The organism is Nostoc sp. C96 (assembly GCF_059384975.1).
Map to the genome: position 1 here is coordinate 3,329,461 of NZ_CM182020.1, position 25,616 is coordinate 3,355,076.

The 25,616-nt window shown below is 39.1% G+C and carries 26 protein-coding genes and 2 riboswitches; of the genes, 20 read left to right on the forward strand and 6 right to left on the reverse strand.

Annotated features, from left to right (window positions below):
• Nucleotides 1-19: 19 nt before the first annotated feature.
• The 3 genes from AC504W_RS14145 (at nucleotide 20) to AC504W_RS14155 (ending at nucleotide 3,455) form a co-directional block, all read left to right on the forward strand.
• Nucleotides 20-1,129 (forward strand): TOMM precursor leader peptide-binding protein, encoded by a 1,110-nt coding sequence (locus tag AC504W_RS14145; protein ID WP_494879321.1) that lies wholly within the window; start codon nucleotides 20-22, stop codon nucleotides 1,127-1,129.
• Nucleotides 1,126-2,454 (forward strand): YcaO-like family protein, encoded by a 1,329-nt coding sequence (locus AC504W_RS14150; protein WP_494878474.1) that lies wholly within the window; start codon nucleotides 1,126-1,128, stop codon nucleotides 2,452-2,454. The genes AC504W_RS14145 and AC504W_RS14150 overlap by 4 nt, the downstream gene beginning before the upstream one ends.
• Nucleotides 2,455-2,723: 269 nt before the next feature.
• Nucleotides 2,724-3,455: a SagB/ThcOx family dehydrogenase gene (locus tag AC504W_RS14155; RefSeq protein ID WP_494878476.1), complete on the forward strand. Its 732-nt coding sequence runs from the start codon at nucleotides 2,724-2,726 to the stop codon at nucleotides 3,453-3,455.
• Between the two features lie 4 nt (nucleotides 3,456-3,459).
• Here the strand turns inward: AC504W_RS14155 and AC504W_RS14160 are convergent, their stop codons facing one another.
• Nucleotides 3,460-4,443 carry a LysR substrate-binding domain-containing protein gene (locus AC504W_RS14160; protein ID WP_494878478.1) on the reverse strand — a complete coding sequence of 328 codons (984 nt, stop codon included), beginning with the start codon at nucleotides 4,441-4,443 and terminating at the stop codon, nucleotides 3,460-3,462.
• Nucleotides 4,444-4,769: 326 nt separating this feature from the next.
• Here AC504W_RS14160 and AC504W_RS14165 point away from each other — a divergent pair, with 326 nt between their 5' ends.
• Nucleotides 4,770-5,318: a YidH family protein gene (locus tag AC504W_RS14165; protein ID WP_494878480.1), complete on the forward strand. Its 549-nt coding sequence runs from the start codon at nucleotides 4,770-4,772 to the stop codon at nucleotides 5,316-5,318.
• Between the two features lie 177 nt (nucleotides 5,319-5,495).
• Here the strand turns inward: AC504W_RS14165 and AC504W_RS14170 are convergent, their stop codons facing one another.
• Together AC504W_RS14170 and AC504W_RS14175 are read right to left on the reverse strand one after the other, a co-directional pair.
• Entirely contained in the window at nucleotides 5,496-5,825 is a 330-nt protein-coding gene (locus tag AC504W_RS14170) for a DUF6464 family protein (RefSeq protein ID WP_096577191.1), read from the reverse strand.
• 198 nt (nucleotides 5,826-6,023) lie between these two features.
• Nucleotides 6,024-6,512, reverse strand: coding sequence for a hypothetical protein (locus AC504W_RS14175; protein ID WP_494878482.1), 489 nt, complete (start codon nucleotides 6,510-6,512; stop codon nucleotides 6,024-6,026).
• Between the two features lie 124 nt (nucleotides 6,513-6,636).
• Between AC504W_RS14175 and AC504W_RS14180 the strand changes: the two genes are divergently transcribed.
• Entirely contained in the window at nucleotides 6,637-8,190 is a 1,554-nt protein-coding gene (locus AC504W_RS14180) for an FAD-dependent oxidoreductase (RefSeq protein WP_494878484.1), read from the forward strand.
• Nucleotides 8,191-8,212: 22 nt separating this feature from the next.
• Nucleotides 8,213-8,917 (forward strand): actin-binding WH2 domain-containing protein, encoded by a 705-nt coding sequence (locus tag AC504W_RS14185; RefSeq protein ID WP_494878649.1) that lies wholly within the window; start codon nucleotides 8,213-8,215, stop codon nucleotides 8,915-8,917.
• A gap of 46 nt (nucleotides 8,918-8,963) precedes the next feature.
• Here AC504W_RS14185 and AC504W_RS14190 read toward each other — a convergent pair whose 3' ends face one another.
• On the reverse strand, nucleotides 8,964-9,641 hold the full coding sequence (locus AC504W_RS14190; RefSeq protein WP_494878486.1) for an ATP-dependent Zn protease: 678 nt from the start codon (nucleotides 9,639-9,641) through the stop codon (nucleotides 8,964-8,966).
• A 154-nt stretch (nucleotides 9,642-9,795) separates the two neighbouring features.
• On the opposite strand from AC504W_RS14190, the gene AC504W_RS14195 reads away from it, so the two are divergent.
• From AC504W_RS14195 to rnc, 4 genes are all read left to right on the forward strand, one after another.
• Nucleotides 9,796-10,233 carry a secondary thiamine-phosphate synthase enzyme YjbQ gene (locus tag AC504W_RS14195; protein WP_494878488.1) on the forward strand — a complete coding sequence of 146 codons (438 nt, stop codon included), beginning with the start codon at nucleotides 9,796-9,798 and terminating at the stop codon, nucleotides 10,231-10,233.
• A 5-nt stretch (nucleotides 10,234-10,238) separates the two neighbouring features.
• Complete coding sequence (locus AC504W_RS14200; protein WP_494878489.1) at nucleotides 10,239-10,820, forward strand: Uma2 family endonuclease; 582 nt, start codon at nucleotides 10,239-10,241, stop codon at nucleotides 10,818-10,820.
• 580 nt (nucleotides 10,821-11,400) lie between these two features.
• Nucleotides 11,401-11,637, forward strand: a complete 237-nt coding sequence (locus AC504W_RS14205; RefSeq protein ID WP_494878490.1) for an HNH endonuclease — start codon at nucleotides 11,401-11,403, stop codon at nucleotides 11,635-11,637.
• An 88-nt stretch (nucleotides 11,638-11,725) separates the two neighbouring features.
• Nucleotides 11,726-12,409: a ribonuclease III gene (rnc, locus tag AC504W_RS14210; RefSeq protein ID WP_494878492.1), complete on the forward strand. Its 684-nt coding sequence runs from the start codon at nucleotides 11,726-11,728 to the stop codon at nucleotides 12,407-12,409.
• A gap of 15 nt (nucleotides 12,410-12,424) precedes the next feature.
• Here rnc and AC504W_RS14215 read toward each other — a convergent pair whose 3' ends face one another.
• Both AC504W_RS14215 and AC504W_RS14220 read right to left on the reverse strand, forming a co-directional pair.
• Nucleotides 12,425-12,877, reverse strand: a complete 453-nt coding sequence (locus AC504W_RS14215) for a hypothetical protein (protein WP_494878493.1) — start codon at nucleotides 12,875-12,877, stop codon at nucleotides 12,425-12,427.
• Between the two features lie 87 nt (nucleotides 12,878-12,964).
• A complete protein-coding gene (locus AC504W_RS14220; RefSeq protein WP_494878495.1) occupies nucleotides 12,965-14,155 on the reverse strand; it encodes a sensor histidine kinase in 1,191 nt (396 codons plus the stop codon).
• A 326-nt stretch (nucleotides 14,156-14,481) separates the two neighbouring features.
• A riboswitch (cyclic di-AMP (ydaO/yuaA leader) is annotated at nucleotides 14,482-14,701 on the forward strand.
• A gap of 96 nt (nucleotides 14,702-14,797) precedes the next feature.
• On the opposite strand from AC504W_RS14220, the gene ntrB reads away from it, so the two are divergent.
• From ntrB to AC504W_RS14270, 10 genes are all read left to right on the forward strand, one after another.
• Complete coding sequence (ntrB, locus tag AC504W_RS14225; protein WP_494878497.1) at nucleotides 14,798-15,649, forward strand: nitrate ABC transporter permease; 852 nt, start codon at nucleotides 14,798-14,800, stop codon at nucleotides 15,647-15,649.
• Between the two features lie 223 nt (nucleotides 15,650-15,872).
• On the forward strand, nucleotides 15,873-17,315 hold the full coding sequence (locus AC504W_RS14230; RefSeq protein ID WP_494878498.1) for an ABC transporter substrate-binding protein: 1,443 nt from the start codon (nucleotides 15,873-15,875) through the stop codon (nucleotides 17,313-17,315).
• A gap of 57 nt (nucleotides 17,316-17,372) precedes the next feature.
• The gene (locus tag AC504W_RS14235) at nucleotides 17,373-18,209 is read left to right on the forward strand and encodes an ABC transporter ATP-binding protein (protein ID WP_494878651.1); all 837 of its coding nucleotides are present in this window, start codon (nucleotides 17,373-17,375) and stop codon (nucleotides 18,207-18,209) included.
• A gap of 17 nt (nucleotides 18,210-18,226) precedes the next feature.
• A riboswitch (cyclic di-AMP (ydaO/yuaA leader) is annotated at nucleotides 18,227-18,363 on the forward strand.
• Nucleotides 18,364-18,568: 205 nt separating this feature from the next.
• Nucleotides 18,569-19,213 (forward strand): universal stress protein, encoded by a 645-nt coding sequence (locus tag AC504W_RS14240; protein ID WP_494878652.1) that lies wholly within the window; start codon nucleotides 18,569-18,571, stop codon nucleotides 19,211-19,213.
• 226 nt (nucleotides 19,214-19,439) lie between these two features.
• Entirely contained in the window at nucleotides 19,440-20,777 is a 1,338-nt protein-coding gene (locus AC504W_RS14245; RefSeq protein ID WP_494878500.1) for an SLC13 family permease, read from the forward strand.
• Nucleotides 20,778-20,932: 155 nt separating this feature from the next.
• Nucleotides 20,933-21,541, forward strand: coding sequence for a hypothetical protein (locus AC504W_RS14250; RefSeq protein WP_494878502.1), 609 nt, complete (start codon nucleotides 20,933-20,935; stop codon nucleotides 21,539-21,541).
• A gap of 201 nt (nucleotides 21,542-21,742) precedes the next feature.
• Entirely contained in the window at nucleotides 21,743-23,530 is a 1,788-nt protein-coding gene (locus tag AC504W_RS14255) for an OmpA family protein (protein ID WP_494878503.1), read from the forward strand.
• 2 nt (nucleotides 23,531-23,532) lie between these two features.
• On the forward strand, nucleotides 23,533-24,030 hold the full coding sequence (locus tag AC504W_RS14260) for a Rab family GTPase (RefSeq protein WP_096577223.1): 498 nt from the start codon (nucleotides 23,533-23,535) through the stop codon (nucleotides 24,028-24,030).
• Complete coding sequence (locus AC504W_RS14265; protein WP_494878504.1) at nucleotides 24,031-24,444, forward strand: hypothetical protein; 414 nt, start codon at nucleotides 24,031-24,033, stop codon at nucleotides 24,442-24,444.
• A gap of 26 nt (nucleotides 24,445-24,470) precedes the next feature.
• Complete coding sequence (locus AC504W_RS14270; protein ID WP_494878505.1) at nucleotides 24,471-25,595, forward strand: sensor histidine kinase; 1,125 nt, start codon at nucleotides 24,471-24,473, stop codon at nucleotides 25,593-25,595.
• Nucleotides 25,596-25,616 lie beyond the last annotated feature (21 nt).

Below are 25,616 nucleotides of genomic sequence, written 5' to 3' on the forward strand. Positions count from 1 at the left end.
TAACAATAAAATAATGCCTATGAAATTAAATGATAATCAGCATCTGCGTCTACTAGAACACGTTGTCGTTCATGTTATACCGCCAGATTGTCATGGCGAAGAAACAATGATCTTCAATACGACGCGGCGAACCTTAACAGTTAAAGGGCAAGCACTGCACGATGTAGAAAGTATGGTATTGCCTTTACTAGATGGCTCCCGAACGATAGGAGAAATTCGGGCGGAAATTGGCGAAAAATTGACAGATGCTTCACTCAATCAATGTTTAGAGTTTTTGATGGAAAATCGCTTAGTTGAGGAGCTTTTAGAAGAAACTATCGATTTAGATAGTCGAGCTTATTTACTGCCGCAAATTAGTCTTTATCATGAGTTAGGCTTTCAGCAAAAAGATGCCCAAAAACACTTAGCCAACGCAAGGATTGCTGTTTTCGGACTCGGTGGTTCAGGGTTGATAGCTGCAATTAACTTGGCTAGTGCTGGTATTGGTTATCTGCGACTGTGTGATGATGTCTGCACAATTCCCTCCGATGCAATGATGATGTCAGGCTTAGTATTTAATCAAATCGGTGCTTTGCGGGGTGTGGAAGCAGCAAGACAAATTGAGGCGATCGCAGAAATCACCGACACTGAGATTGTGATAGATAATTTGATGGACGATGCCACAGTTAATGCTTTGCTGGAAGATGTTGACCTTGTAATTGTCGCCACCGATGCTGTTTCTGTTAATCTCGCCTATCGCCTCAACAGATTATGCCTGAAAATGCAGCGCCCATTGCTACCGGGTGGGGCGGCTGGTGTGGAAGGAACTTTTGGCCCACTAGTCTTTGCTCAAGATGGCCCTTGTTATCTCTGCTATCGGATGCGGTCGATAGCTTGTGCCAAACTACCAGAAGCGGAATTGGCAATTGAGCGATTTCTCGACCGAGAACGCCGTTCTCAACCAAGGTTGCAAGAAAATTTACCCATCGCTCAGATGTTAGTCGGAAGTTACTTGGCGCTGGATACTATTAAGATGTTTCTCGGTTTACCTATTGCTACAGATGGCAAATTAGTGCATTTAGACTTACTGGGTACAAAACTAACTCACAACGTTGTGCTGAAAAAACCTGGCTGTCCCCATTGTTCATGACAGGAGAGAATAGAGTGAATGTTGCGATCGCTAGTCCTCGTTGGCGCGATTTAGTTAGTCCCCATACGGGAATCATCCGCGCCATTGATAGATTTACTAAGCCTTATACAGAGTTTGATTTTCCTGTTTTGTGGCAAGCTGAATTAGCAAATTTCCAGCTTCGCAAACAATCGGATGATTTACGCTACGGTGTAGGCAGGGGGATGACTGATGAACAAGCAATTTTTGGGGCAGTTGGCGAAGCTGTAGAGCGCTACTGTGGCAGCATTGTTGATTATCGGCAACTAATTGTGAGCAGTTACGCAGATTTAAGTCATCCCGCCGTTCATCCACCAACTTTTTTCTCGTTTTCTGATAACCAATATTCTGATCCAACCTTTCCCTTTCCGGCTTTTGATCAATTAACGCAGACTTCATGGATAAATGCCATATCTCTGACCAGTAACCAACAGGTGTTAGTCCCAGCATTCATGGTTTATTTTGACTGGGATAGCAATCAACCAGGAGATTATATTTTACCTGTCACCTCTAATGGTATGGCTAGTGGCCCTACTCTTGAATTTGCGGCTTACAGTGGCTTATGCGAGTTGATTGAGCGTGATGCTTTTATCATTACATGGTTAAATCGCCTACCTGCTCCCCGCATTTATTTCGCTCATCGTCCCGGAATTGAAACCGAAATTTTACGCAACTATGCCCGATTTGGCATTGAATTAGTTACCTTCTATTTGACAACTGATATTAACATCCCCGTTGTTATGGCAATGTTAATTGACCGTTCTGGCAGAAGTCCAGCTGTGGCGACTGGTTTAGGATGCCATCTTGATGGGTCAATAGCACTGCGTAAGGCGATTTTTGAAGTTTGTCAAGCCCGCTTTGGTGACATAGAACGCAAAGCTAATGGCGCTGGGGCTAATCTCAATCAATATGAAGATGTGCAGAATTTAGACGATCACAGCGCTTTTTTCTATAAAACGGCTCGGTTATGCGAGTTGGAATTTTTATTTGAGCATGAAAATTACCTCACAGTTGAAGATTTACCAACTTACCCGTCTTCAGCCGAGGCAGAAAAATTGCGAACTGTCATTACAAGGTTGCATTCCGTTGGTGCTGAACCATATTTAGTGGAAATTACCACCCCTGATGTTGCATCGCTTGGTTTTCGTGTTGTACGGACTTTAGCCAGTGAATTAGTCCCGATATATTTTGGTCATGGGCTAGAACCGTTGGGTACTCGGCGGTTATTCGAGGTACCAAAAAGGTTAGGTTACGGTGGACAACGTACCGCAAACGACCTCAACCCTTGTCCACATCCTATGGCTTAAAACGATTTGGGATTTTGGATTTTGGATTTTGGATTTTATTACACCCCTATACCCATTTTCCGTTTAAGTATAACTGTGCAAATAAACCAAACTATGTAACAAAAAGTAAAATGGCTTGAAAACCTCTTCCCTCCTGCCCTTCGGGTTCAGCAGTTGCTCATGGGGGAAACCCCCAAGACCGCACTGCTTCACCTTCTGCCCTCTGCCTCCTGCCTTGTCATAACGACAATTTTTAACACCTACCTACTTAATGTCAGGAAATCAGAACTATGTATACAGCCAACGAGCCACTAGAGTTAGCGTTGCTTTATCATTTGAACTCGCCAGTGCCGAAAAGTTATGTCAAGCGTGTTCCGGCGACGGAAATGCGCTATATGCCGGAGGCTCCTTTTTTGGAACTGCCAAAAGCACCACATGATAACTCGCTGAGTCAAATTTTAGCGCGACGGTCTTCGGTGCGATCGTTTGCTAATACAACTATGCCGCTGATTCAATTAGCGCAGTTGCTTGATGCTGGATGCGGACTGAATGGGTTGCGTCAAATGGATGGTTACACCTATGAAGCGCGAAACTCACCATCTGCGGGAGGGCTTTATCCTTTGGAGGTTTTTGTCGCAACGCAAGCGGTAGAAAATTTAGCTAATGGGCTATATCACTATGAGCCACGCGGTCATGGCTTGCATCGGGTGAATGATGCAGTACCAAACGATTTTGTCAAACCTTTATTGCAACAGGATTATATATTGAATGCCAATGCTTTGTTTATGTTTACATCGGTTTTTATGCGATCGCTATGCAAATACGGTGCGCGTGGCTACCGCTTTGCACTTTTAGAAGCTGGTCATCAAGCCGAAAATATCTGTCTGATGGCTGTGCAATTAGATTTGGCTAGTCTTTGCATAGGCGGATTTTATGATATGAGTTTGAATACCATGTTAGGTATTGATGGTAAACGTCATGCGGCGCTTTACTGTGTTGCTGTGGGGACTGAAAGAAAATAGAGAATTAAGATTTTATTTTTGTCTTATTTAGAGATTGTTCGGGAAAATTAATGGTGGTGTATGATGCAATCAAGGTTTGTTCAAAGACTTTAGCCAGAGCAGTTTGAAAGCGTTGACGATGCTTGAGTTTAAAAAATGGTCGGACTATTTCTAAATCTTTACTGCAATCTGCTTGGTGATTGCAAACTCGAATTGCCCGTAAAGTGCCTAGCTGAATTTCTTTTTTGACCATTAACTCAGAAATCCCGGTTGCACCTACACCACTTTCGACAGCGGCTTTGGCCATTTCGCCACTATTAAAAACTAAAATTACATTCAGTTCACTAATATTAATACCCCAATTTTGGAGGGCTTCTTCAAATCTTTGCTGCGTTCCAGAACCGGGTTCTCGCATTACCCAAGAAGTTTGAGTTAGTTCTGCAACAGTAATTTCTCCTAGCTCAAACCAAGGGTGAGTTTTGCCGACAACTATTTGTAAGCGATCGCTCCCAATTATTTCTCGTTCTAAAGTATTCTGTAAAGCTGGTTTAACATCACCTTCAACTAAACCTAAATCAAACTGACCCATTGCCGTTCCTTCACAAATTGTTTCGGCATTTGCCAAACAACAATCAACAGAAATTTGCGGATACTTACTTTTAAATTCACTAATTTTACTTGGCAACCAATAGTTACCAATGGTTAAACTTGAGCCTAATTTTAATTCGCCGCGTTGCAGGTTGTTCAATTCCCGCAATCCCCGTTCTGTTAACGTCACTTGGTCGAGAATTTTCTGTGCTTCCACTTGCAATAACTTACCAGCTTCGGCAATCTCAATATGGCGACCAATCCGATGAAACAGTTTGACTCCATATTCTTGCTCTAAGTTGTGAATTGCTGCACTAACGGCTGGCTGAGTAATATAAAGCTCTTCAGCTGCACGCGTAAAGTGTAGATGCTCTGCTACAGCGAGAAAGATTCTTAGCTGCTCCAGTGTCATCCCTGCCATACTAAACTATTCCTAAAAACCTGGATTTCCAAATTTAATCACTTATATTTATAATTTTGACAAATAAAAACATTTGATTCTATTGATGAGATTAAATACAGTAGAAAATAACAATAATAAATACACACATTACTAATGTGCCTACTCAAATATGCAAAAATTTAGTTGAGCGATCGCTATTAGCTAGATGATTATCTAGCGTTAAAAATGAGCAGAATAAGGCATAATGCTAAAAATTAACCGGATTTTGGCTAATTTTTGGCAGTCATAATATTATTCAGGCTTGTGTTCTTAAGATATCTGCATTAAAATAAATTTTGGCAAAAATGTACAAACAAATTAAATATTTTTTGCAAGTGCGATCGCCGCACAAGTGGCAAATTATCTGGAAAGAAATTTGCTATTACTTGGGAATTTTTTGGAGGGGAGCCTCTTGGGGTTTAAGGGTGTTATTGATGCAATTAGAGTCTAAGCCAACAGAAGAAAAGAAAAAGCCAGGAAGGCTAAATCCATCACGAATCAGGGATCATTTAGCTAATGAACGCACTTATCTTGCTTGGATGCGAACTGCGATCGCACTGTTGGGTTTTGGAGTCGTTATCGTGCGTTTACGAGCCTTTCAAGTCCCGCTGTTACCCACACCTGGTAATGGTTGGAAGTTGGGTTTAGTCTTTTCGCTAGTTGGTTTAGTTACGGTATGGCTGTCAACGGCACACTATTTTGCAGTGCGTCGTGATATTGAAGATGATAATTATGAACCTACAGACCGCTGGGTAATTTTATTCAGTTTGGCAATTATGATTCTCGGCTCTGGAGTAATTTATTACGTGTTTACTGCTCCCCTTAGTCCTTTGAGTCCGGTTGTTCCTGATTAATGAATAAACACAACAGAAAGAATAATACCGTTTCACTTTAAGTTTGATACAAATAGACCGCAGGGGGCAGGGAGCAGGGGGAAAGAGTAAACAACCAATGAATTTGTATCAGGATTTTCGTGAAATGGTATAACCTGGCTTGTTTCTGAATGGCAAAGTAGTTTAAATATTTAATCTTTAGGCTTGTTCGCTACTAGTTAATTCTTTCTGCTCGTAGTAACGACAACCTTGACAAGGGCCACAGGGGTTAACAGCACAACGGATGTAACCAGAACGGGCGTTAAATTTGCAGCTAATGTCACCAATAAGATAGCCTACTCCTTCTAGGTAGTAGCGATCGCCATCCATCGGTCTGATATTTTGTCTACCCCTTGTCCCAGAAAAATTCATGGCTGCTTGTCTCAGCTGCGCCCTTGTCCGTAATTGGGTTTTACGGATTAACCATAAGGAAAACAGGGATGGTAAAAAACCAACGGCAATCACCAAAAGTGTCTTGATATTTAACACCTTCTTTTTACCCCTTTTATGCGCTGATTGATCTTCCCAGATATTACATTCTAGTTGTTGCCAAAATGCAAATATTAGGGCGTTTTGCTGGATTGTAGCAGTGTGGCATCTAGTACTTAGCAAAAAAGTACCAGTGCCACTTTAATCAGCATAACTGTTACAACCGATGAGGCGTACTACAATTCAATTTTCATAACTTTAAGATTTGTTGATTAGCGCCCCCAAGAAAAAAACTTTTGTCTCAGTATCAGCCTTTTCTTGGTTTTTTTTGTGTCGCTGTGCTGCTAATCTTCTATTTTTATTTTGCTGTCTAAGTTTCTGGGCTAGTGATGCTGCTTCTCTTTCGGCTCGGAATAAATCAACTTTTCGCGTCGTCAAAATTAAGCACTCATCTGATTTTTGTTTCACCCAAGGAATGCTAACTGTGAAATACTTACAAACGCTTTTACGCGATTTAGCATTTCCTGACAAATAATTTGTTTGACTGTTGATAGCACTAGCTATTGCTTTTAACTCTAAAATCTCAGCTTCTAATTCTGCGGCCATTTGATTAATAGTTTGGGCTTGCGCCACTAAACGCTCCCAACCACTAATTATCTTTTCTTGTTGTGGCTGTAGGGGGATAATTGCAGGCTGTGATGAAGGGCGGAAGATGGAACTTTTACAACTGTGTTCGATTTTTTTCATAGTTCCTCTGCTAATACGACTGAGCTTGTTAGGCATTGTAGCAGCATTTTAATACAAATGTACTAATTTGTGAAATTCCGCAAAGATACGATCATAAGTAGGAACTCTGCGGGAATTCACGATTATGTCTAGTTCACTAACTGAAGAAATTCTGTCTCAACTTCCTGGTGATGCGTTGCGCTGGTTACGTCGCACTGATGACATCCTGACAGCAATTCGAGAAAATACTGCGCCAATACCAACAGTAGTTAAGGAAAGTCAGCAAGATTTAGATAATGTAGAATTGGATGCAATTATTTGTGGCGGGACTTTAGGTATTTTAATTGGTTGCGCCTTAGCAGTACGTGGGTTACGGGTGGCGTTAATTGAGCGCGGGATATTAAAAGGGAGAGAACAAGAATGGAATATTTCGCGCTCAGAATTAGAAGTATTTTTGCAATTAAACTTGCTGACTGATGAAGAATTAGAAACAGCGATCGCTACTCAATATAATCCAGCCAGGGTAAGTTTTGCTGGCGGTACAGAAGTTTGGGTAGAAAATGTCCTCAATATCGGCGTAGATCCTGTATATCTACTCGCAACATTAAAAACCAAATTCCTCGCAGCTGGCGGACAGTTATTTGAAAATACACCATTCATTGAGGCGGTTGTTCATCCAAATGGCGTAATAGTCAACCAGCAATTTTCAGCGAAATTGCTCATCGACGCAATGGGACATCTTTCTCCCATCAGCCAACAAGCACGCCAAGGTAAAAAACCAGATGCTTTATGTTTAGTTGTGGGAAGTTGCGCTCAAGGATTTCCGGAAAATCAATCTGGCGATTTGTTGTTATCCTTTACATCCTTGCAGAATCAGTGCCAATACTTCTGGGAAGCTTTTCCCGCTAGAGATGGCCGAACCACCTACTTATTTACCTACATGGATGCACATCCACAACGCTTGAGTTTAGAAACTTTATTTGCAGAATATCTACACCTGTTGCCAAAATATCAGGGGGTGGAATTACAACATTTAAAATTTCAACGGGCGTTATTTGGTTTTTTCCCAACTTACCGCAATAGTCCACTCAAAACTCCTTGGCATCGGATTTTACCAGTTGGAGATAGCAGTGGTAGCCAATCGCCTTTAAGTTTTGGTGGTTTTGGCGCAATGGTGCGTCATTTGCAGCGTTTAACTTTTGGGGTAGAAGCAGCATTACAAACCAATCAATTATCTGCACAGGCATTGTCACTACTGCAACCATATCAACCAAATTTGAGCGTAACTTGGTTATTTCAAAAAGCTATGAGTGTGGGTATAAATCAAAATATCCCCCCAGAGCAAATTAATCAGCTGCTGTCGGCGGTATTTCTAGAAATGCAAAATCTAGGGAATCCCGTCCTCAAGCCATTTTTGCAAGATGTGGTGCAGTTTTCGGCATTAACACAAACATTAATTAAAACTGGATTATCTCATCCAAAATTAATTGCCAAGATAATTCCCCAAGTTGGTTTAGTCAACTTACTTGATTGGCTGGTGCATTACGGTAATTTAGGTGTTTACACTGCCTTGTTTACTCTGAGTCCAGTGTTAGAAACATGGATTAAGAGCCTACCCACTCATCAACAATATTATTGGTATCGCTTGGTAGATGCTTGGAAGTATGGTTCTGGTGCTGATTACTGTGATGAAAGTTAAATAATATGTGTGTGAGGATAACATAATGGAACGGAAAGCAGGCAGTATTAAATACTTTGCGGTGTTAATTGGCTTACTGCGCGATCGCCAAGGTTTTTTAGATGAAGTCCGTCAAGGAATTAGAATCCCCAGTAAGATAATTTCTTTGCTAGTTTGTAGTTCGATTTTTATTGCCATTTATGGGGCAATTATTGGCTCTTCTCATAGTTGGATGCAGGCTATTTCTTCGGCGGTGAAACTACCCGCACTTTATTTAATTACTTTGCTAATTTGTCTGCCCACACTGTTTTTTTCTAATATTATCTTTGGTTCTAAGCGGAGTTTTGGGCAGCACTTTATTTTAGTACTCACAGCCGTTGCTGTTACGAGTGTTTTGTTATTTAGTTTTGCACCAATCACTCTCTTTTTCTTGCTCACCACCAATAACTATCAATTTATACTGGTATTAAATGTATTAATCTTTGCTATCACAGGATTTATCGGTATTTCCGCTTTGTATCAAGCAGCAAATATAGTGATAGAACAAGAGGATGATGGTAGTAAAACTCGCAGGCGAATCTTACAATCTTGGCTATTTCTTTATGCTTTTGTGGGTAGCCAATTAGGTTGGACTCTCAGACCATTTTTTGGTTCCCCTATGCAACCCTTTCAACTGTTCCGAGAAAGAGAAGGTAATTTTTATTTGGGTGTAATGAAAGCTATTGGTTATCTGTTGGGATTCAATTAATCAACCCATTCTAGTAAGGGCAAAAGGCCTTTCGCCCTTACATATTTTACTTTGTACTAGTGATCGCACTTTGGCATTCTTCCACAGAAGCACGTTGTTGCATAGCTTGGACTAAGGCTTCATAACTTGACCAATTTTCTTCTAACAAAGTTTTTGCTTGCAAAACATGAAACCGTTGTTTTTGCTGAAAGGCTGACTCAGAAAAACCCACAACTTTTAAGACTTCCGCCAACTTAGCTTTATCATCACCGCCACCTTCAGCGCGTTCAAATACCAAAGCTTCCGCCGCAATACCAGCCATCCACATTGTGCAGTAACGGTCTAGCATTTGGGCGCTGATAGAACCTTTTTCTAATTGTGCAGCTAATTCAGCGTCATTAAACGCCACACCGCCTTGTCCTGGTTGTCCTTTTCGCCAAGCTTCCCAGGCGCTGAGAGTGTAGCCAGTGACGGGAATACCTAACACAGAAGCGACCAAAAAATGTCCCGCTTCATGGTGGATAATGCGATCGCGGTGTTCACTCGAAAATCCCGCAATCCAATCTAGCAAGATAGTTCCACCCTTACCTTGCAAGCTAAAACTGTCTAAAGTAGCGATTCCTAAAATGGTGAAAGTGGCGAGTGCTGGTACTGTCGGCGATAAGTTAATTAATGGCCCCAGCAGTACCGATAAAGTCATCAGAAAGACTGATATGGCTACTAAATTGAGGGCTGTTTGGCTCATTGTCAGTTTTTTAACTCAGGCTTAATCTTTCTTAATTATGAGGCGATCGCTGCAATTTTGAGTAGGATTTCTGATAGTCTGCATAGATAGACTGGATTGTTATAGCCGCGACTTCCAGTCGTTGGGTGTTTGAACAGTATCTAAATTTCTAGAAATGCCAATAATTCATCAATTAATCGAAATCGCCACTGCACCAGGAATTAATATTCACAATATCACCCCACAAATCAAAGATTTAATTGCTCAAACCTCAATTCAAAACGGACAAATTTTAGTCTTCTCACGCCACACAACAACAGCTTTAGCTATCAATGAATATGAAATCAGATTATTAGAAGATATCAAAGTATTCTTCAGTAAATTAGCACCAGAGTCAGACCGTTACTTACACAATGATTTGCATTTACGAGATGTTCCAGAAGATGAACCAATGAATGCCCATTCTCATTTACTAGCAATGATGTTGAGTACCAGTGAAATCATTCCCATTGCGGATGGAAGATTAGCATTAGGAACTTGGCAATCTGTATTATTTTTTGAATTAGATGGGCCACGTCAACGAACTGTATCTGTGCAAATATCCGGCGAGTGAAACTTATGAATATTATTCAACCAAAACGTTTCACACTGGATGAATACCACAAAATTACAGAATTAGGCTTTTTTCATGAAGATGAACATATTGAATTAATCAACGGGGAAATTATTCAAATTATATGTAAAGGTACAGCCCACGCAACTTGTTTAATAAACTTATTACGGGAACTACCAAAATTAGTAAGAGATAAAGCAACATTACAATCTAAAGCACCAATTACTTTACTTCCCAATAGTGAGCCTGAACCTGATTTAGCTATTGTCAAAAATAGCAGTGATGATTATCTATCGGCGCACCCTAAGCCTACTGATATTTTGTTAGTAATGGAAGTTGCAGACTCTTCATTAAGTTATGACCAAGATGTGAAAATTCCTCTTTACGCTCAAGCTGGAATTTCTCATTATTGGATATTTAATTTGTTCGATAATTATTTAGAATGTTACAGCGAACCTTATCAAGATAATCATGATAAATATGGTTATTTAAACAAGCGAATTGTTTTACCTAATCAAGTAGTAGTGTTGCCTTGTTTCCCTGATTTATCTCTAGAGTTAAGCAAGGTATTTCCGAGTAAGAACTAATTACTTTAAGATTTCTTTATACAAAAAAATACTAGTATGCACTTGACATTAGGGCAATTGTACGTGTTATATTTTCCTCAATGCAGCAAAGGACTCATTATCTAAAGCTCAAAGCTGAAGTTGGTGGTCGCAATCCTTGTTGTAGGAATCTTACTTGAATCTTGCTCAGTATACAGAGAAACAAACCTTTGTATTTCAAGTTTCTAACTAATTTGATTTTTCGGAAATCAAATGTGAATCCTACAGCGGCATTTTGAGTCTTCTGAGTGAGTTTGTAGTCACCTAGATGAGTAACTTCTGAATATGAGTATCTGGCTAAGAAATTAAATAAAAGTTTAGTTTCTTAGCGAGATACGTGTGTTAGCTTTTACTGACCTAGTTGCTTACAAGCTCATTTAGAAGCCTCAAAATATCGGGCTTGCGACCTCTAACTAACTTATAAAAGTTAGCGTTGATACTTCAGTTTACATAGTGTTGTACGAATTTCTCTTACAGATGTTTGTTGCATAACACTAACCTGATGCTAAGTATTTGATGTTCCATGCTGTTGCCAATAACAAGCAAAAGGAAACAATAGGACATGAACTCCAAACAAAAACGTAATAAGAAGCAACAGCTTATTGATTTTTATGGTTCTGAATGTTGGTGGTGTAGACAGTATTCATTAGAAAACGATCTGACAATTGAACACCTTTTACCAAAAAGTCGTGGTGGTTCTAACTCATTTGAAAATTTACGTCTTTCTTGCCGCCCATGCAATATTTCCCGCGGAAATAGTCTATTTCCACCAAGCTTAAAAAGGATTATCTATTTCTAGAAAATCCTTTTGTCTTTTAAGTTGACTGATTTTTGGGTAGGTATCTTACCTACCCATTTCCTTCTATGAAAAATGATTGAAAAATAAAATGCACAAACTTCTAACATTTCGGAATGAAAAACTTTTACGTCATGCGCTAACTCACCGTTCTTATGTTCATGAAAACCCCGGTGAAGGAGAACATAATGAACGCTTGGAATTTCTTGGTGATGCTATCCTCAACTTTTTAAGTGGTGAATATCTTTATCGTCAACACCCAGAAAAGGGAGAAGATGAATTAACTCGCAGACGTTCTGCATTAGTAGATGAAAAGCAATTAGCCAAATTTGCTGAAGAAGTTGGTATAGATTTTAGAATGCGGTTAGGAAGAGGAGCGATTTTAGATGGTGGTTTTCAAAATCCTAATTTGCAGAGTAGCACTTTTGAGGCTGTTGTTGGTGCTTATTATTTAGATAATAATTGTGATATTGAAGCAGTACGGGCTATTGTTGAACCATTATTTGATTCTGTACCTGAACAAATTGTTGTAGTGCGCTCAAATGTAGACTCAAAAAACCGTTTTCAAGAATGGGTACAACGCAATATAACAATAAACCCGCCTGAATATGTTACAAAGCAGGTAGGAGGTTTGTCTCACGCACCAATATTCACCGCAAAAGTATTTGTTGATGGCAAAGATTACGGAGAAGGAAAGGGACGCAATAAAAAAGATGCGGAAAAAGCTGCTGCTGAAAATGCGCTGGCTAAGTTGAAACAAGAAGGTATGTTGTAGAGATTTATCTAACTTCTAAGAGTGTGGAGAGATTAGCCTTGGTTGTGGTTTATTGCTTTTAGGTTGTAGTTTCATCCATTGAAAAGACACAAGGTTTAATAACAAACCGATGAGTAATAAAATTACCATCAAGGTTATCTGATACCACAGAATTGGCTGCACAAATAAATCTGCCACAAGATGAAGCAAGTTCATCACGCTATAAAACACAGTCAATGCAAAATGCAACACGCGGTAGCGTATAGATTCCGTAAAAGAAGTAGTAATTATCGCCAATATGGGTAGTGTGAAAAATCCCAGCATTAGCCACATAATTATAGAAATATCGCTGAGTTGTGAGGCGTGTTGAGATTCTGCTACAGATAAGCCATGAAATAACGGCATTAAACCTAGTTGAGTGTGAAACAATGTCCCTAGGAGAAATGTTGTCCAAAGTGCAATTATTCGTTCTCTGTAATTAACCATCATCAACCCTCACAAGTTCCTGTTATGATTGCCCAGTTTTTAATTTAGGCAAACAATCTGAGGAACTTGTGAAGGATGTAATTAGTTCTGTCAGCTATTTATTTCTAAGGGGAAAGTTACAGTAAATGTAGAACCAATACCTAGCTGAGATTCTAAATTGATTTCGCCTTGGAGTAATTTGACTAACCGAGAAACGATCGCCAGCCCTAATCCTGTACTATCTGGTAGGTAGGTGCGATCGCTTTTGTTTACACGATAATAAGGTTCAAATATCCGCGCTTGGTTTTCCGGTGCAATCCCAATTCCTGTGTCAGCAACCGTAAATGACCAGTTGTTTTCGTCTAAAATTTGACATACTATTCTCACAAAGCCTGACTCTGTATAGCGAATCCCATTACTGACAAGATTGGTAATAATTTGTTGCAATTGAAACTCATCAGTTAGAACTTTTTGGGGACAGCGATCGCAGTCTACAATAATTTGTAAATCTTTCTCTTCAGCTAAAGGTTCTAACATTTCACACACGTTAATCACCAATTCTTGTACATTGGTGGGTGCGACTTGAAGTTGTACCTTACCCGCATCATATCTTGATAATTCTAATACATCATTAATTAAGCGGAGTAAGTGTCTACCATTACGTAATACACGCTCAATATGTTCTAAATTAGTATAAGTATCTTTAATATCAGAATTGCGTTTTTGTTGTCGTAAAAATAAATCTGAGTAGCCAATAATTGATGTTAAAGGATGTTTTAGTTCGTGGGCGAGTTGCGAAAACGTGTCTTGATTGGCATTAATTAACCGTGTAAGTTCTTCGTTATGCAGAGTTAATGATAAATACAGATGCCTTAATTCTCGCAAACGCTCATCAACATAACTTTTAAAACATCGAGCGATCGCTTCATCTATTACAGCATCAATTAAACGCATATAACGCACAATTTCCGCTGGAGTTCCTTGTAATAAAGCTGATTCTAAAGTATCAAATATTACTATTCTCAATAGACGATATTCTCTGGCAATTTCTGTAGGATCAAACCCTTGTTCCGCCCGAAGTAATCCATGCTGCCAACTGGCTGTCAGTATAGACTTGATGTCACTAACCTGAGATTCTGCAAGTACACTAATCATTGCTTGAAAAATATCAGGAATATGATTCTTAATCGCTGTATAAGATAAGTCATCAGCACTTTCAATCTGTCTATCTTGACGGACTGCTGCTATCCATTTCTCGATGATACTGTGAGTATTTTCAGCCAGTATGAGACTAAAATCCATTACGTTAAATTTTGTATAGATTTAGTTAAGTAATTTTGCTCTACAACTAGTTTATCGAGAACAGTGTTTTTTTGCCCAAAATTAACGAAATAATTCAACTACATCAGGGAAGAGATTATGTACTTATAGAGATAGATTTTACCTATTTGTCTTGAGTTTTTGATAAATCGGATAATCAGTCCTAATGAGTCAAAGGTGTAGATGCGTCACACATCATTACTCACCCAAAGATTCATCAAATTAGGCTAAATCAACGAATATAATCTATCCCCAGAAGTTGTTTTTACTGGACAGCAATGTTATATTTCGCTATATTGTTGACAATTCGAGTAAGTCAGCCTAATTCAGCGCGTCAAATTACGCAACGCTGAAGCGGAGGAACCAAATTTTGGGGCGTATCTTATAGAAAGTGAAAAGTGAAAAGTAAAAAGTACAGAGTGATTTTTAACTCAACACTCAGCACTCATTACTCAGCACTTTTAAAAAGAGGGGCATCTCTCAGCCCTAGCCCGTCAGCTAACTTCGTAGGCATTGAGAGGAGACTGAAGAGATAGCATTTTTATAATGTGTTGATCTCATCAGTGTCCAAGGCTGGTACTGCTCAAATTTTTGTACCCGTACTGAAACCTGCTGAGGTTAAAGATGATATTGCAATTAAATTTAGCAGCGATTTTAGCGATCGCCGGTAAAGCTGTATGGCAGAAAACAAAGCCTGTAATCATTAAGGATGTCGTCTTTCTACCCATCCTAGGTTTTTTAGGAATTATCTTATTGTGGTGGGCTGTTGCCTTAGCTAACCATGAATTGATGCCCACACCACCAGAGGCTTTAATTGCCAACTTAGACTATATTTTAAATCCCTTTTATCAACGCGGGCCAGGTAACTTAGGCATTGGCTGGTTATTAATTGCCAGTCTGCGCCGCGTGTTGATTGGTTTTTTGTTAGGTGCAGTCGTGGCCATTCCTTTGGGATTTCTGATTGGGATGTCTAGGCCGGCAATGTTAGCCCTTAATCCTATCATTCAGATATTTAAACCTGTTTCACCCTTGGCTTGGCTGCCAATTGCCTTAGCTATCTTTAACTTGGCAGATCCCTCAGCCATTTTTGTAATTTTCATTACCTCCCTATGGCCGACCATTATCAACACAGCCCTGGGAGTTGCCAGCGTCCCTAAAGATTATTTAGATGTAGCACGGGTGTTAGAAATGCCGCGCTGGCGGAGAATTACCAAAATTATTTGGCCTGCCAGTTTACCTTATATCTTCACAGGCTTGCGAATTAGTTTAGGCATTGCTTGGTTAGTTATCGTCGCTGTAGAAATGCTGACAGGCGGTATCGGTATCGGCTTCTTTGTTTGGGATGAATGGAGTCGGTTGAATCTGAGTTCAGTGTTCCTTGCAGTATTTGTTATTGGTTTAACTGGACTAATTCTCGATTCCGCCGTTGGTAAACTCCAAGAATTAGTTACTCATCGCCCAACAACCGCGAAATAACAGAATTCAGCAGTCATTAATACACAAAGTAAGGATGTTAAAAACCCCTCTCCAAACCTCTCCCCCACGATGGGAGAGGCTTTGAAAACCTAATTATTTCTCAAATACAAGGATTTTTTGCCCCTCTCCGACGCGGAGAGGGGTTGGGGAGAGGTTCACCCAACTGACATTAATTAACCTTTGTGCGAAATAGAAAAGATTCGTCACCAGTGGAGCTACAAAAATGGGTGATAATAACTGGACTAGAAGAGATTTTTTATTAGGAATAGGCACAACAACAGCCGGAATTGCCCTATCTTCCTGTGGAATTTCAGGAGATAGATCTGCATCAGGATTGACAGAAGAAGCTTTAGCCGTCAAACCCGTAGTCAGGCCTCAAGACCTAGAGAAACCGGATATTACTGTTGGTTACGTTCCTGTTAATGATTGTGCGCCATTTGCGATCGCCTGGAAAAAAGGTTTCTTTCGCAAGTATGGTTTAAACGTCAAACTCAACCGCGAAGCGAGTTGGGCAACTTCTCGCGATGGTCTAATTTTTGGTCGTTTAGATGCTGCGCCTGTCGTATCGGGTGCTGTAACTAACGCCAGAATTGGGGCGGAAGGCGCACGCCACGCACCCTTGTGTGCAGCTATGACCATTCATCGCCACGGTAACGCCATGACGATGAACAAAGCTATGTGGGATTTTGGCTTGCGTCCGTGGTACGAATATCAACAACAGTATGGCGAAGGCGCATTAGAAGCCTTTGGTAAAGATTTCCGCGCTTATTTTGACAAGCAATCAGCCGAAAATAAAGTTTGGGCAGTAGTTCTAAGTTCTGCGATTTACGAATACTTCGTGCGTTATATATCTGCGGCGGCTGGTGTTGACCCTCTCAAAGAGTTTCGCGTCATTATCGTCCCACCTCCCCAGATGGTGACAAACGTGCGAATTGGGGCAATGCAAGCTTATATGGTAGCCGAACCTTGGAACACCAGAGCAATTGCAGGTAACGAAGGTGTTGGTTTTACCTTCGCCCAAGGTAAGGAAGTCTGGCTAGGACATCCCGATAGATTATTAGGTGTGATGGAATTCTTCATCGATAAATATCCTAAAACCTATCGTTCTTTGGTAAAGGCGATGATTGAAGCTTGTCAATATTGTAGTAAACCAGAAAATCGCCAAGAAGTCGCCGAACTACTTACCAACCGTTCCTTTACTGGTGCTAGACCAAAAAACAAGAATGCCCCAATTACCAAATTTACAGCCCCAGGCATTTTGGGAAGTTACAACTATGGCGGGTTTGATGGCAAAGACCGCACCATCCAAGCTGCTGACACCACCATCTTTTACGATATTCCCGATAACTTGCCCAAACAGCCAAATGAACACTCAACATTTATGTGGCAGTCGAGAAGTATTTGGTTAATGACTCAAGCCGCCCGGTGGGGACAAATCAAGGAATTTCCTAAAGATGCCGAGGAATTAGCCGAAAAAGGTTGGAGAACAGATTTATATCGAGAAATAGCCTCAGAAATGGGTATTGAATGCCCTAAAGACGATTACAAAGTTGAAGCAGCAGAAGTATTTATTGACAAAAAACGCTTTGACCCTAGTGACCCGGTAGGCTATCTCAACAGTTTTGAAATTCGGGCTAAATCTCCGGTGCGTTTTTTTATGTCTTAGGTATTAATTCTCAATATTGACTAACAAATAGTTCAAATTTTAGCGGAGCCTTTGATGATGAAATATACACCCACTTCAATCGATACTGAACAGCAAGTTATGTCTCGTAATAACTTCTTAGAAATTGAAAATTTAGTCAAGTCTTATCCGACACCAGATAAAAGTAATTTTGTGGTTCTGGATGGTGTCAATCTCAGCATTGGTGAAGATGAATTTATTTCCGTAATTGGTCATTCTGGTTGTGGTAAATCAACTTTATTAAAAATTGTTGCTGGCTTAGAAACAGCAACTTCTGGGTCAGTGCGACTAGATGGAAAGGAAATCCGTAAGCCAGGTGCAGAAAGGATGATGGTCTTTCAAAATTATTCTTTATTACCTTGGTTAACCGTCAGAGAAAACATCCGTTTAGCCGTAGATGAAGTGTTAAAAAATGCAAATCGTGCCGAAAAAATTAGCATTGTTAACGAACACTTGGCAATGGTAAACTTAACCCCGGCAGCAGATAAGTATCCTGATGAAATCTCTGGAGGTATGAAACAACGAGTAGGCATTGCAAGAGCTTTAGCAATTCGTCCAAAAATGTTGCTGATGGATGAACCTTTTGGAGCCTTAGATGCCTTAACTAGAGGTAAATTACAACGACAAGTATTAGATATTTGGGAAAATAATCGCCAAGCCGTAATGATGATTACTCACGATGTTGATGAAGCTATTTATATGAGCGATCGCATCGTCTTAATGACTAATGGCCCAGCCGCTAATATTGGGGAAATTTTAGAAGTACCTTTCGATCATCCGCGCGATCGAGCCGCTATGCGTAATTCCCAAGAATATTTTGAATTGCGTAATTATGCCTTGAATTTCCTCGATAGATATTTCACCCAAAATGAGTAAATTAGTTTATTATTTCTTTTAGCGGGTCGCCTAATTCAAATCCATCAACAATCATGATTTGAAACGGAGGAACCAAATATATGGGGCTAATCTTTAAGAAAGACACCTTCCAGTCTTAGCCCGTCAGCTAACTCCGTCGGTAATGGAAGGAACTCCCAAAAATTTGGCTGTAATAGCAGTTGTTATTGGGGTTTCTTTAAAGAAAGGATCAAAAATGAATCTTGAAGGATCAAGTCTCAAGGATGAAATTTTTACTATTAATTTCATACTTCACACTTCATACTTCATAGTTCATTTACCCTGCTTCTCATTCATCATTTATTTTCTTTAGGAGAAGTGAAACTGTGAACATTAAGCCAATGTTAGTACGCCTGCAAAGCGCCATAGGTAGAAATGATTTAGTTGAGCAAATGGTATTAATACCAGAGCCAAAAAGATGTTCTTTTACAAATTATCAAACAGCACCATCAGTCAACTTAATTGTTGCTTACAACGCTTCACCTAATAGTCATACCGCACTAGATCTCGCTTTTTGGATTGCTCATCAAACGCGTTTAGCTACAAATCAGCAAGTTACAGTCCAAGCAGTTTATGTAGTAGAAGAAAACCAAAATGATAAGTATTTGGATAAAGTAAATTGGGCAAATTATTTAACACCATGCGAATGTGGAGTAAGTGATGTATACCAATCGACAACATCCGTATTAACTCAACCAAAACTTAAAGGCATCACCCAACATCTACAAGCACAAATTGTAGCTCCTCTAGAAGAAGCAGACAGAATTCTTTGGCAAGCCCGAAGTTTAGCTGAAGAATGGCAAGGTTCTTTTAAATCGCATTTGCGGTTCGGTGATGTTGCTACAGAACTGACAAAAGTTGTGGAATTAGAGGCAGCTAATGTTCTATTTCTGGGGTGTAGATCCATTAATCATGCAATTATTCAGACCCTAGGTTTTAATTTTCCTTGTGCTATTTTAGGCATACCCAATGGCATTGATGAATAACTGCTGTCGCAAATAGCAGTAATTTTTTAGAGGATGTCTGAGAAGTATTAAATATTTAACCTGATCCCCCTATCCCTCCTCAAAGAAGAGGGATAGCCAAATCTTAATTACAAAACCAAAAATTTTCTAGATATCCTTTTAGTTAAATAAGGCTTATAAAAAGTCACCTATACTTTAGGTGGCTTTTTCTGTAGTATGCAATTAAGCACAAATCAAGAGGAACAACGTGGAAAACTTGCAAGCTCTCCTGAGCATTTTCACATTTTTGGGTGTAATTATCCTAGTTATGACGGAATGGATACATCTGACTATTGCGGCTTTATTGGGAGCATTGTTACTAGTTTTCACCAACGTTATGACATTAAAAGAAGCCGTAGGATATATCGGCAATAGTCATGGAACATTAGGCTTATTCTTTGGTGTTATGGTGCTTGTGCGGGCATTTGAACCGACAAAAATATTTGATTATTTAGCCACTCAAATTGTCATCTTAGCTAAAGGCGACGGCAAACGACTGTTACTCAGTATTGTGGGGATTGTTACTCCTATTTGTGCAGTGTTACCCAATGCCACAACAGTTATGTTATTAGCGCCGCTTATTCCCCCAATGGCGCAAGAAATAGGTATTAATTTTGTACCATTATTAATATTAATGGTCTTTATAGCTAATAGTGCTGGTCTCTTAACTTTAGTAGGTGATCCTGCTACTTTTATTGTTGGGGATGCCATTAATATTAGTTTTACAGAATATTTATGGCAATTAAGTTTAGGAGGAGTGATTGCAGTTGCCACAATCGTAACCACACTCCCATTTTTATTTCGGAAAATTTGGCATACCAAACTTGATAGCCTGGAAGAATTGCCTCATCCCCAAATTAATCATCCACGGGTTATCGCTGTGGGCGCAGTTATCATTGCGTTCGTATTAGTATTTTTTGTGATTGGTGAATCTTTACCAGTTCCGATTTCTCCTGCGGCTGTGGCTTTATTAGGTGCGGCTTTAGCTTTGTTACTATCTCATCACACCCGCATTGATACAGTTAATAACATTTTGCGGGATGTAGATTGGAGTACATTAATATTTTTTATGAGTATTTTTGTATTGATTGGAGGGTTAGAAAAAACAGGAGTAATTAATGGTTTATCGGGGTTTTTGGCAATTATTTTAGGGAAAAATATTGTTCTCGGTTCCCTCTTTTTATTATTTTTTGTCGGGATATTATCTAGTGTGGTGCCGAATATTCCCTTAGTGGTGGCGATGGTTCCTTTAATTAAACAATATCTTGTGACTGTAGGATTAGCACCAGCAGAAGTTTTAGCACAAGACTTTCAAGGGCAGTTTCCGGCTGAAGTTTTACCTTTGTTTTACGCCATGATGTTTGGGGCAACTTTGGGAGGTAACGGTACACTTGTCGGAGCTTCTTCTAATATAGTTGCCGCTGGTATTTCTGAACAGCATGGTCGTCGCATTTCATTTAAAACTTTTCTGCATTACGGTATTCCTGTAATGTTTTTGCAATTGGTAACGTCGGGGTTATACGTGTTAGTGCGGTTTCTTATTTAAAATTAACATAAATCTATAATATATCCTTCTTAAGGAGGATGTTTTTTATCAAATGTGCTTAAATATACTTAAGTGTATGGTTTTGCATAGGCTCTAAATGTAGCATCATAAGTATAAGAACAAAACCAAATTCAGCTTCAAGAAGGATCAAACTTATGAACCCGCCTGAAGAATATATCAATCAAAATACTGTAGAACCAGGGCAAGGGGGGTCAAATTCAGTCAACAATAAGCTGCAATTTAGTACTAATGGGATTGGTGAAACTAACAGCTTAGATAAAGTCAGAGATATTCTTTTTGGTAGCCAGATACGCGATGTTGACAAAAGATTTGCCCGTTTGGAAGACCGTTTAATTGCTGAACTTGTGAATATGCGGGATGAGACGCGCAAACGTTTAGATGCTTTAGAAAGTTATGTGAGACAAGAGGTTGATTCTTTAACAGAACAGGTGAAAAAAGAGCAGCTAGAACGCGATGGGATGATGCGATCGCACTCTGAAGAACAAAAAAATATTAACCTATCTTTAGAAAATAAAATTGCTCAAGTTGACGCACAAACCTCTAACCGTCAACGAGAATTGCGTGAACAGATATTGACCCAATCGAAAAATTTACAAGATGACCTTCAGCAAAAGTATGAAGAAATTTTAACGGTGCTGAAACGAGAAACCCAAGAACTCCAAAAAGAGAAAACAGACCGTTCTAAGCTGGCAGCTTTATTCACAGAATTAGCAATTCGCTTGAATACAGATAATAAATCCTGAATTTCACATGTTTTTCAGTGTATAGAGCATCAAGCTCATATTCTCGCATTATTCCTGAATAATACTGCTTTATTCGGTTCCCTCTCAAAGACTATTAATTTAGTAGAACAACTACGCTAGAGACATTGTAAATTAATTGTCTTGTTAGTTGATTTAATAGAATGCAACTGCATGTTAATTGTAAATTAAGGGATTTGGGTAATGAATAACTATCCCCCGAATCGAGTACCTCTAGAAGCTACAAGCCGTAATGGGGAATCTTCTAACTTAGATTCGCTCAATCAAGATGAACTGAATTTACTTCGTAGTGTCCTTCTCGGTGTTGAACCAAGTCAACTGAATAAACTTTACGAACGATTAAATAATCCCCAAATTCTCCCAGAAGATATCAGTCATTTGCTTCCCGAAGCTGTTGTTTTGCGTTCTAAGCAAGATAAACAACTAGTAGAAGCAATGGTTTCAACTGTGGAAGAAGCAATTCAAGCTTCTGTCACCCAAGACGAAAATGTACTTTCAGAAGCATTTTTTCCCATCATCGGTCCAGCGGCGCGAAAAGCGATCGCCACATCTTTAGATGAGATGATGCAATCGCTCAATCAAGCTCTAGAACATAGTTTGTCGCTACAAAGTGTAAAGTGGAGGTTAGAAGCACAACGTACAGGGAAATCATTTGCGGAAATTGTCCTGCTGCGAACTTTAATTTACCGCGTTGAACAAATATTTCTGATTCACAAACAAACAGGATTATTGCTGCACCATGTAATGTTCCAGCAATTAGCTGTTCAAGATCCTGATTTAGTAGCGGCGATGTTGACAGCAATTCAAGATTTTGTCAAAGATTCTTTTGGTGTCCGGCAAGAAGATACATTACGTAGTTTGCGATTTGGCGAACTAACAATTTGGATTGAAGCAGGGCCACAAGCAATCATCGCCGGGATTGTTCGTGGTAAACCGCCGCAAGAATTACGCGCAGTTTTTCAAGCAGCTATTGAAAAAATTCATCTTAAACTAGGTACAGAACTGTATAGCTTTGCGGGAGAAACAGAACCATTTCAAGCTAGTGAACCTTATTTAGAAAGTTGTTTAGCCATTCAGTATAAAACTGCGTCAAAGCAAAATTATACTTATGCCTGGGCTTTTTTAGGTTTAATGGCGATCGCAGCTGGAACTTGGGGCTTTTTTACTCTCAGAGAAAATATCCGTTGGCAAACTTATCTCCATAAACTCAACTCTCAGCCAGGAATTGTAGTGGTGAATACGCGCTATTACAACGGGAAGCATTTTATTTCAGGAATGCGTGATCCGTTGGCTGTAGATCCCAACACATTAATACAACCGACAAATCTCAATCCTGACAAAGTAATTAGTAAGTGGCAATCTTACCTATCTTTGGAACCACAACTAATAGCTAAAAGAACAGCCAAACTACTACAACCACCAAAAACTGTAGTGCTAGAAGTTGATCATAATGGCATTCTTTCTGCCACTGGCTATGCACCACACAACTGGATTTTGGAATCTCAGAAACTATGGCGTTTTGTACCAGGAGTGACACAATTTCAAACTAAAAATCTTATATCCACTGAACTGAGAGAATTAGAGTCAGCTAAAAAGAAAATTGACGCAACAGTACTTTTATTTGCAGAAGGAAAAGATAATTTTATTCCCGGAGAAACTAACAAGCTACCAGATTTACGCAACGTTATACAAAAGCTTTTCAATACAGCCAACTCTATCGACAAAGATGTGCAGATTCAAATTAGAGGACACACTGATAATACGGGAACAGAACGACAAAATTTGTTTCTCAGTCAAGCCCGTGCGAATAAAATCTTAGCTTATTTCAATTCTCCAGGAATTAACATCAATAAATTTAAACTTGTGGCTGTAGGTTCTAAACTACCTTACCAGAGCGAAGTTAATTTAGATGCTAAACGGCTAAATCGCCGAGTATCTTTTCAAGTCTTAATAATTGATAAAACTAAATAAATATGCTTCAGAAAAAAGTTTGTATGGTAGGTGCATTTGCTACAGGTAAAACAAGTTTAGTCTCCAGGTTTATCTACAGCATTTTTTCGGAAAAATATTATACTACCGTAGGTGTCAAAATTGACAAAAAGACTCTGGATTTTCAGGGGAATAATGTCAATTTAATCCTTTGGGATCTTTATGGTGAAGACGAGTTTCAAAAAGTTCGGATGTCATATCTCAGAGGTTCATCTGGTTATATATTAGTTGTAGATGGCACTCGGCGCAATACTCTGGATAAAGCTTTTGAGCTACAAACTAAAGTAGAAGAAAGTATTGGTAAAGTCCCTTTTATTTTGGTATTTAACAAGTGGGATATGACCAATGAATGGGAAATCGAAGCTCATGAACTAGATGTCATTATCCAACAAGGTTGGACTGTGATTAATACTAGTGCTAAAACTGGGCAGGGTGTAGAAGAAGTTTTTCAAACTCTTACTAATAAAATCTTAAATGGATAAATGGTAGACATTCCCCATGCTGTGATTTTATATCTTCTCAACTTTATTATAGAAGAGCGATCGCTTGCCTATTTATTAGTCAAAAAAGATGGTTGTCTAGTAGCCTGGGGTGGAAAACTATCTGAGTATGGCATTATGAATCTTAGTCCAGGAATATCTATATGCCAGCAAGTTTTTTTCCTAGAGGGTTTACTACCTTTAGATGATACTCCTATATTTTTACCCTTGATTAAAATGGAGGTTGGTATCTGTGCAGACATCCATATTTTTCCCTCAGAGGAAGGTGATTGGATATTATTATTAAATAGTATTTTAGATGAAAAACATCTCTCTGCTATGCAACAAGAAGCAAATCGTTCCAACTTATTACAAGAAAAATCTGATAAATTACTCAATCAACCACCTAAAGAATAAATAATTAAATTCTATATATTTATGTTATGAATAAAACTATATTATCTGACTTATTTTTAGCTTTAAATATTTTAGTTTTAGAAAAAATTGATATTGGATTATTTAGAGTTACGGCTCAACCACCTAATTGGTTGAGGCGTTTTTGTAGCCAAGAATTAAAATTTGGTATGAATATGTTAATTCCCCAAGAGGAATTTGCTTTTTTAGAAAATTTTTTGTTTGATGCCGAAGATGTTTGGTCTAGCAATAGCATTGGCAAGCTAAGTTCTGGTATCTGGAGTCAAAAAAATTTAAATGGTTATGAAGAACAACTAGAAGCTTATGCTTTGTGTGTCCATGAAAGTAAAATTTTGTTAATTGAATTAGCCCAAGATAAATTTAAATACAAGCAACACTTAATCCAAGCAGGGAGAGAACAACAATTAAATTATCAGCAATTATTAAAAGAAAATCAAAAAAAAGAAGTATTAATTAATTGCATCATCCATGATATAGCAGGGCAACTAAATGCAATTAACTGCTGTTTAGCATTGCTAGAATTTGAAAATTTAACAGATAGAGGCAAAGAACATTTAGAAATTGCCCGCAAGCAATCTATTAAGCAAGAAATGTTAATTAGAAATATTTTAGATGCTTTTTCGGCTGAGGTGCGATCGCTAGAAAGTTTTATCGTAGATACTCATACGTCTCCAGATATTTTAGTGGCTATACAAGAAGTAATAGAGCTATTCCAAGCTACTTTTGCTCTGACTAATCAGCAGTTAAATCTTGCTGCTGACGTTGATATCACAGCAGATTGGAAAGTTGTTGGTGAACAATCGCGTTTAGATCGGGTCATTACAAATCTGATGGAAAATGCTTATCGCCACAGTCCAGAAAATTCTACTGTCACTATAGGTTTACAAGCAGAAGCAGAATATATTCGCTTCACTATCGATGATGAAGGTGAAGGTGTACCACCAGAAATGGTAGATAATTTATTTCAAAAATTTTCCCAAGGTCAAAATCGTTCAGGTAGAGGCGGTATTGGTCTTTATTTTTGCCGTATGACGATTGAGCATTGGGGCGGAAGTATAGGTTATTCAGCACGTCAAGAAGGCGGTTCCAGATTTTGGTTCCGCCTTCCCAAGGCTAGGGGTATAGGGATGTAAGGAATACGGTTCGGCTCTGAA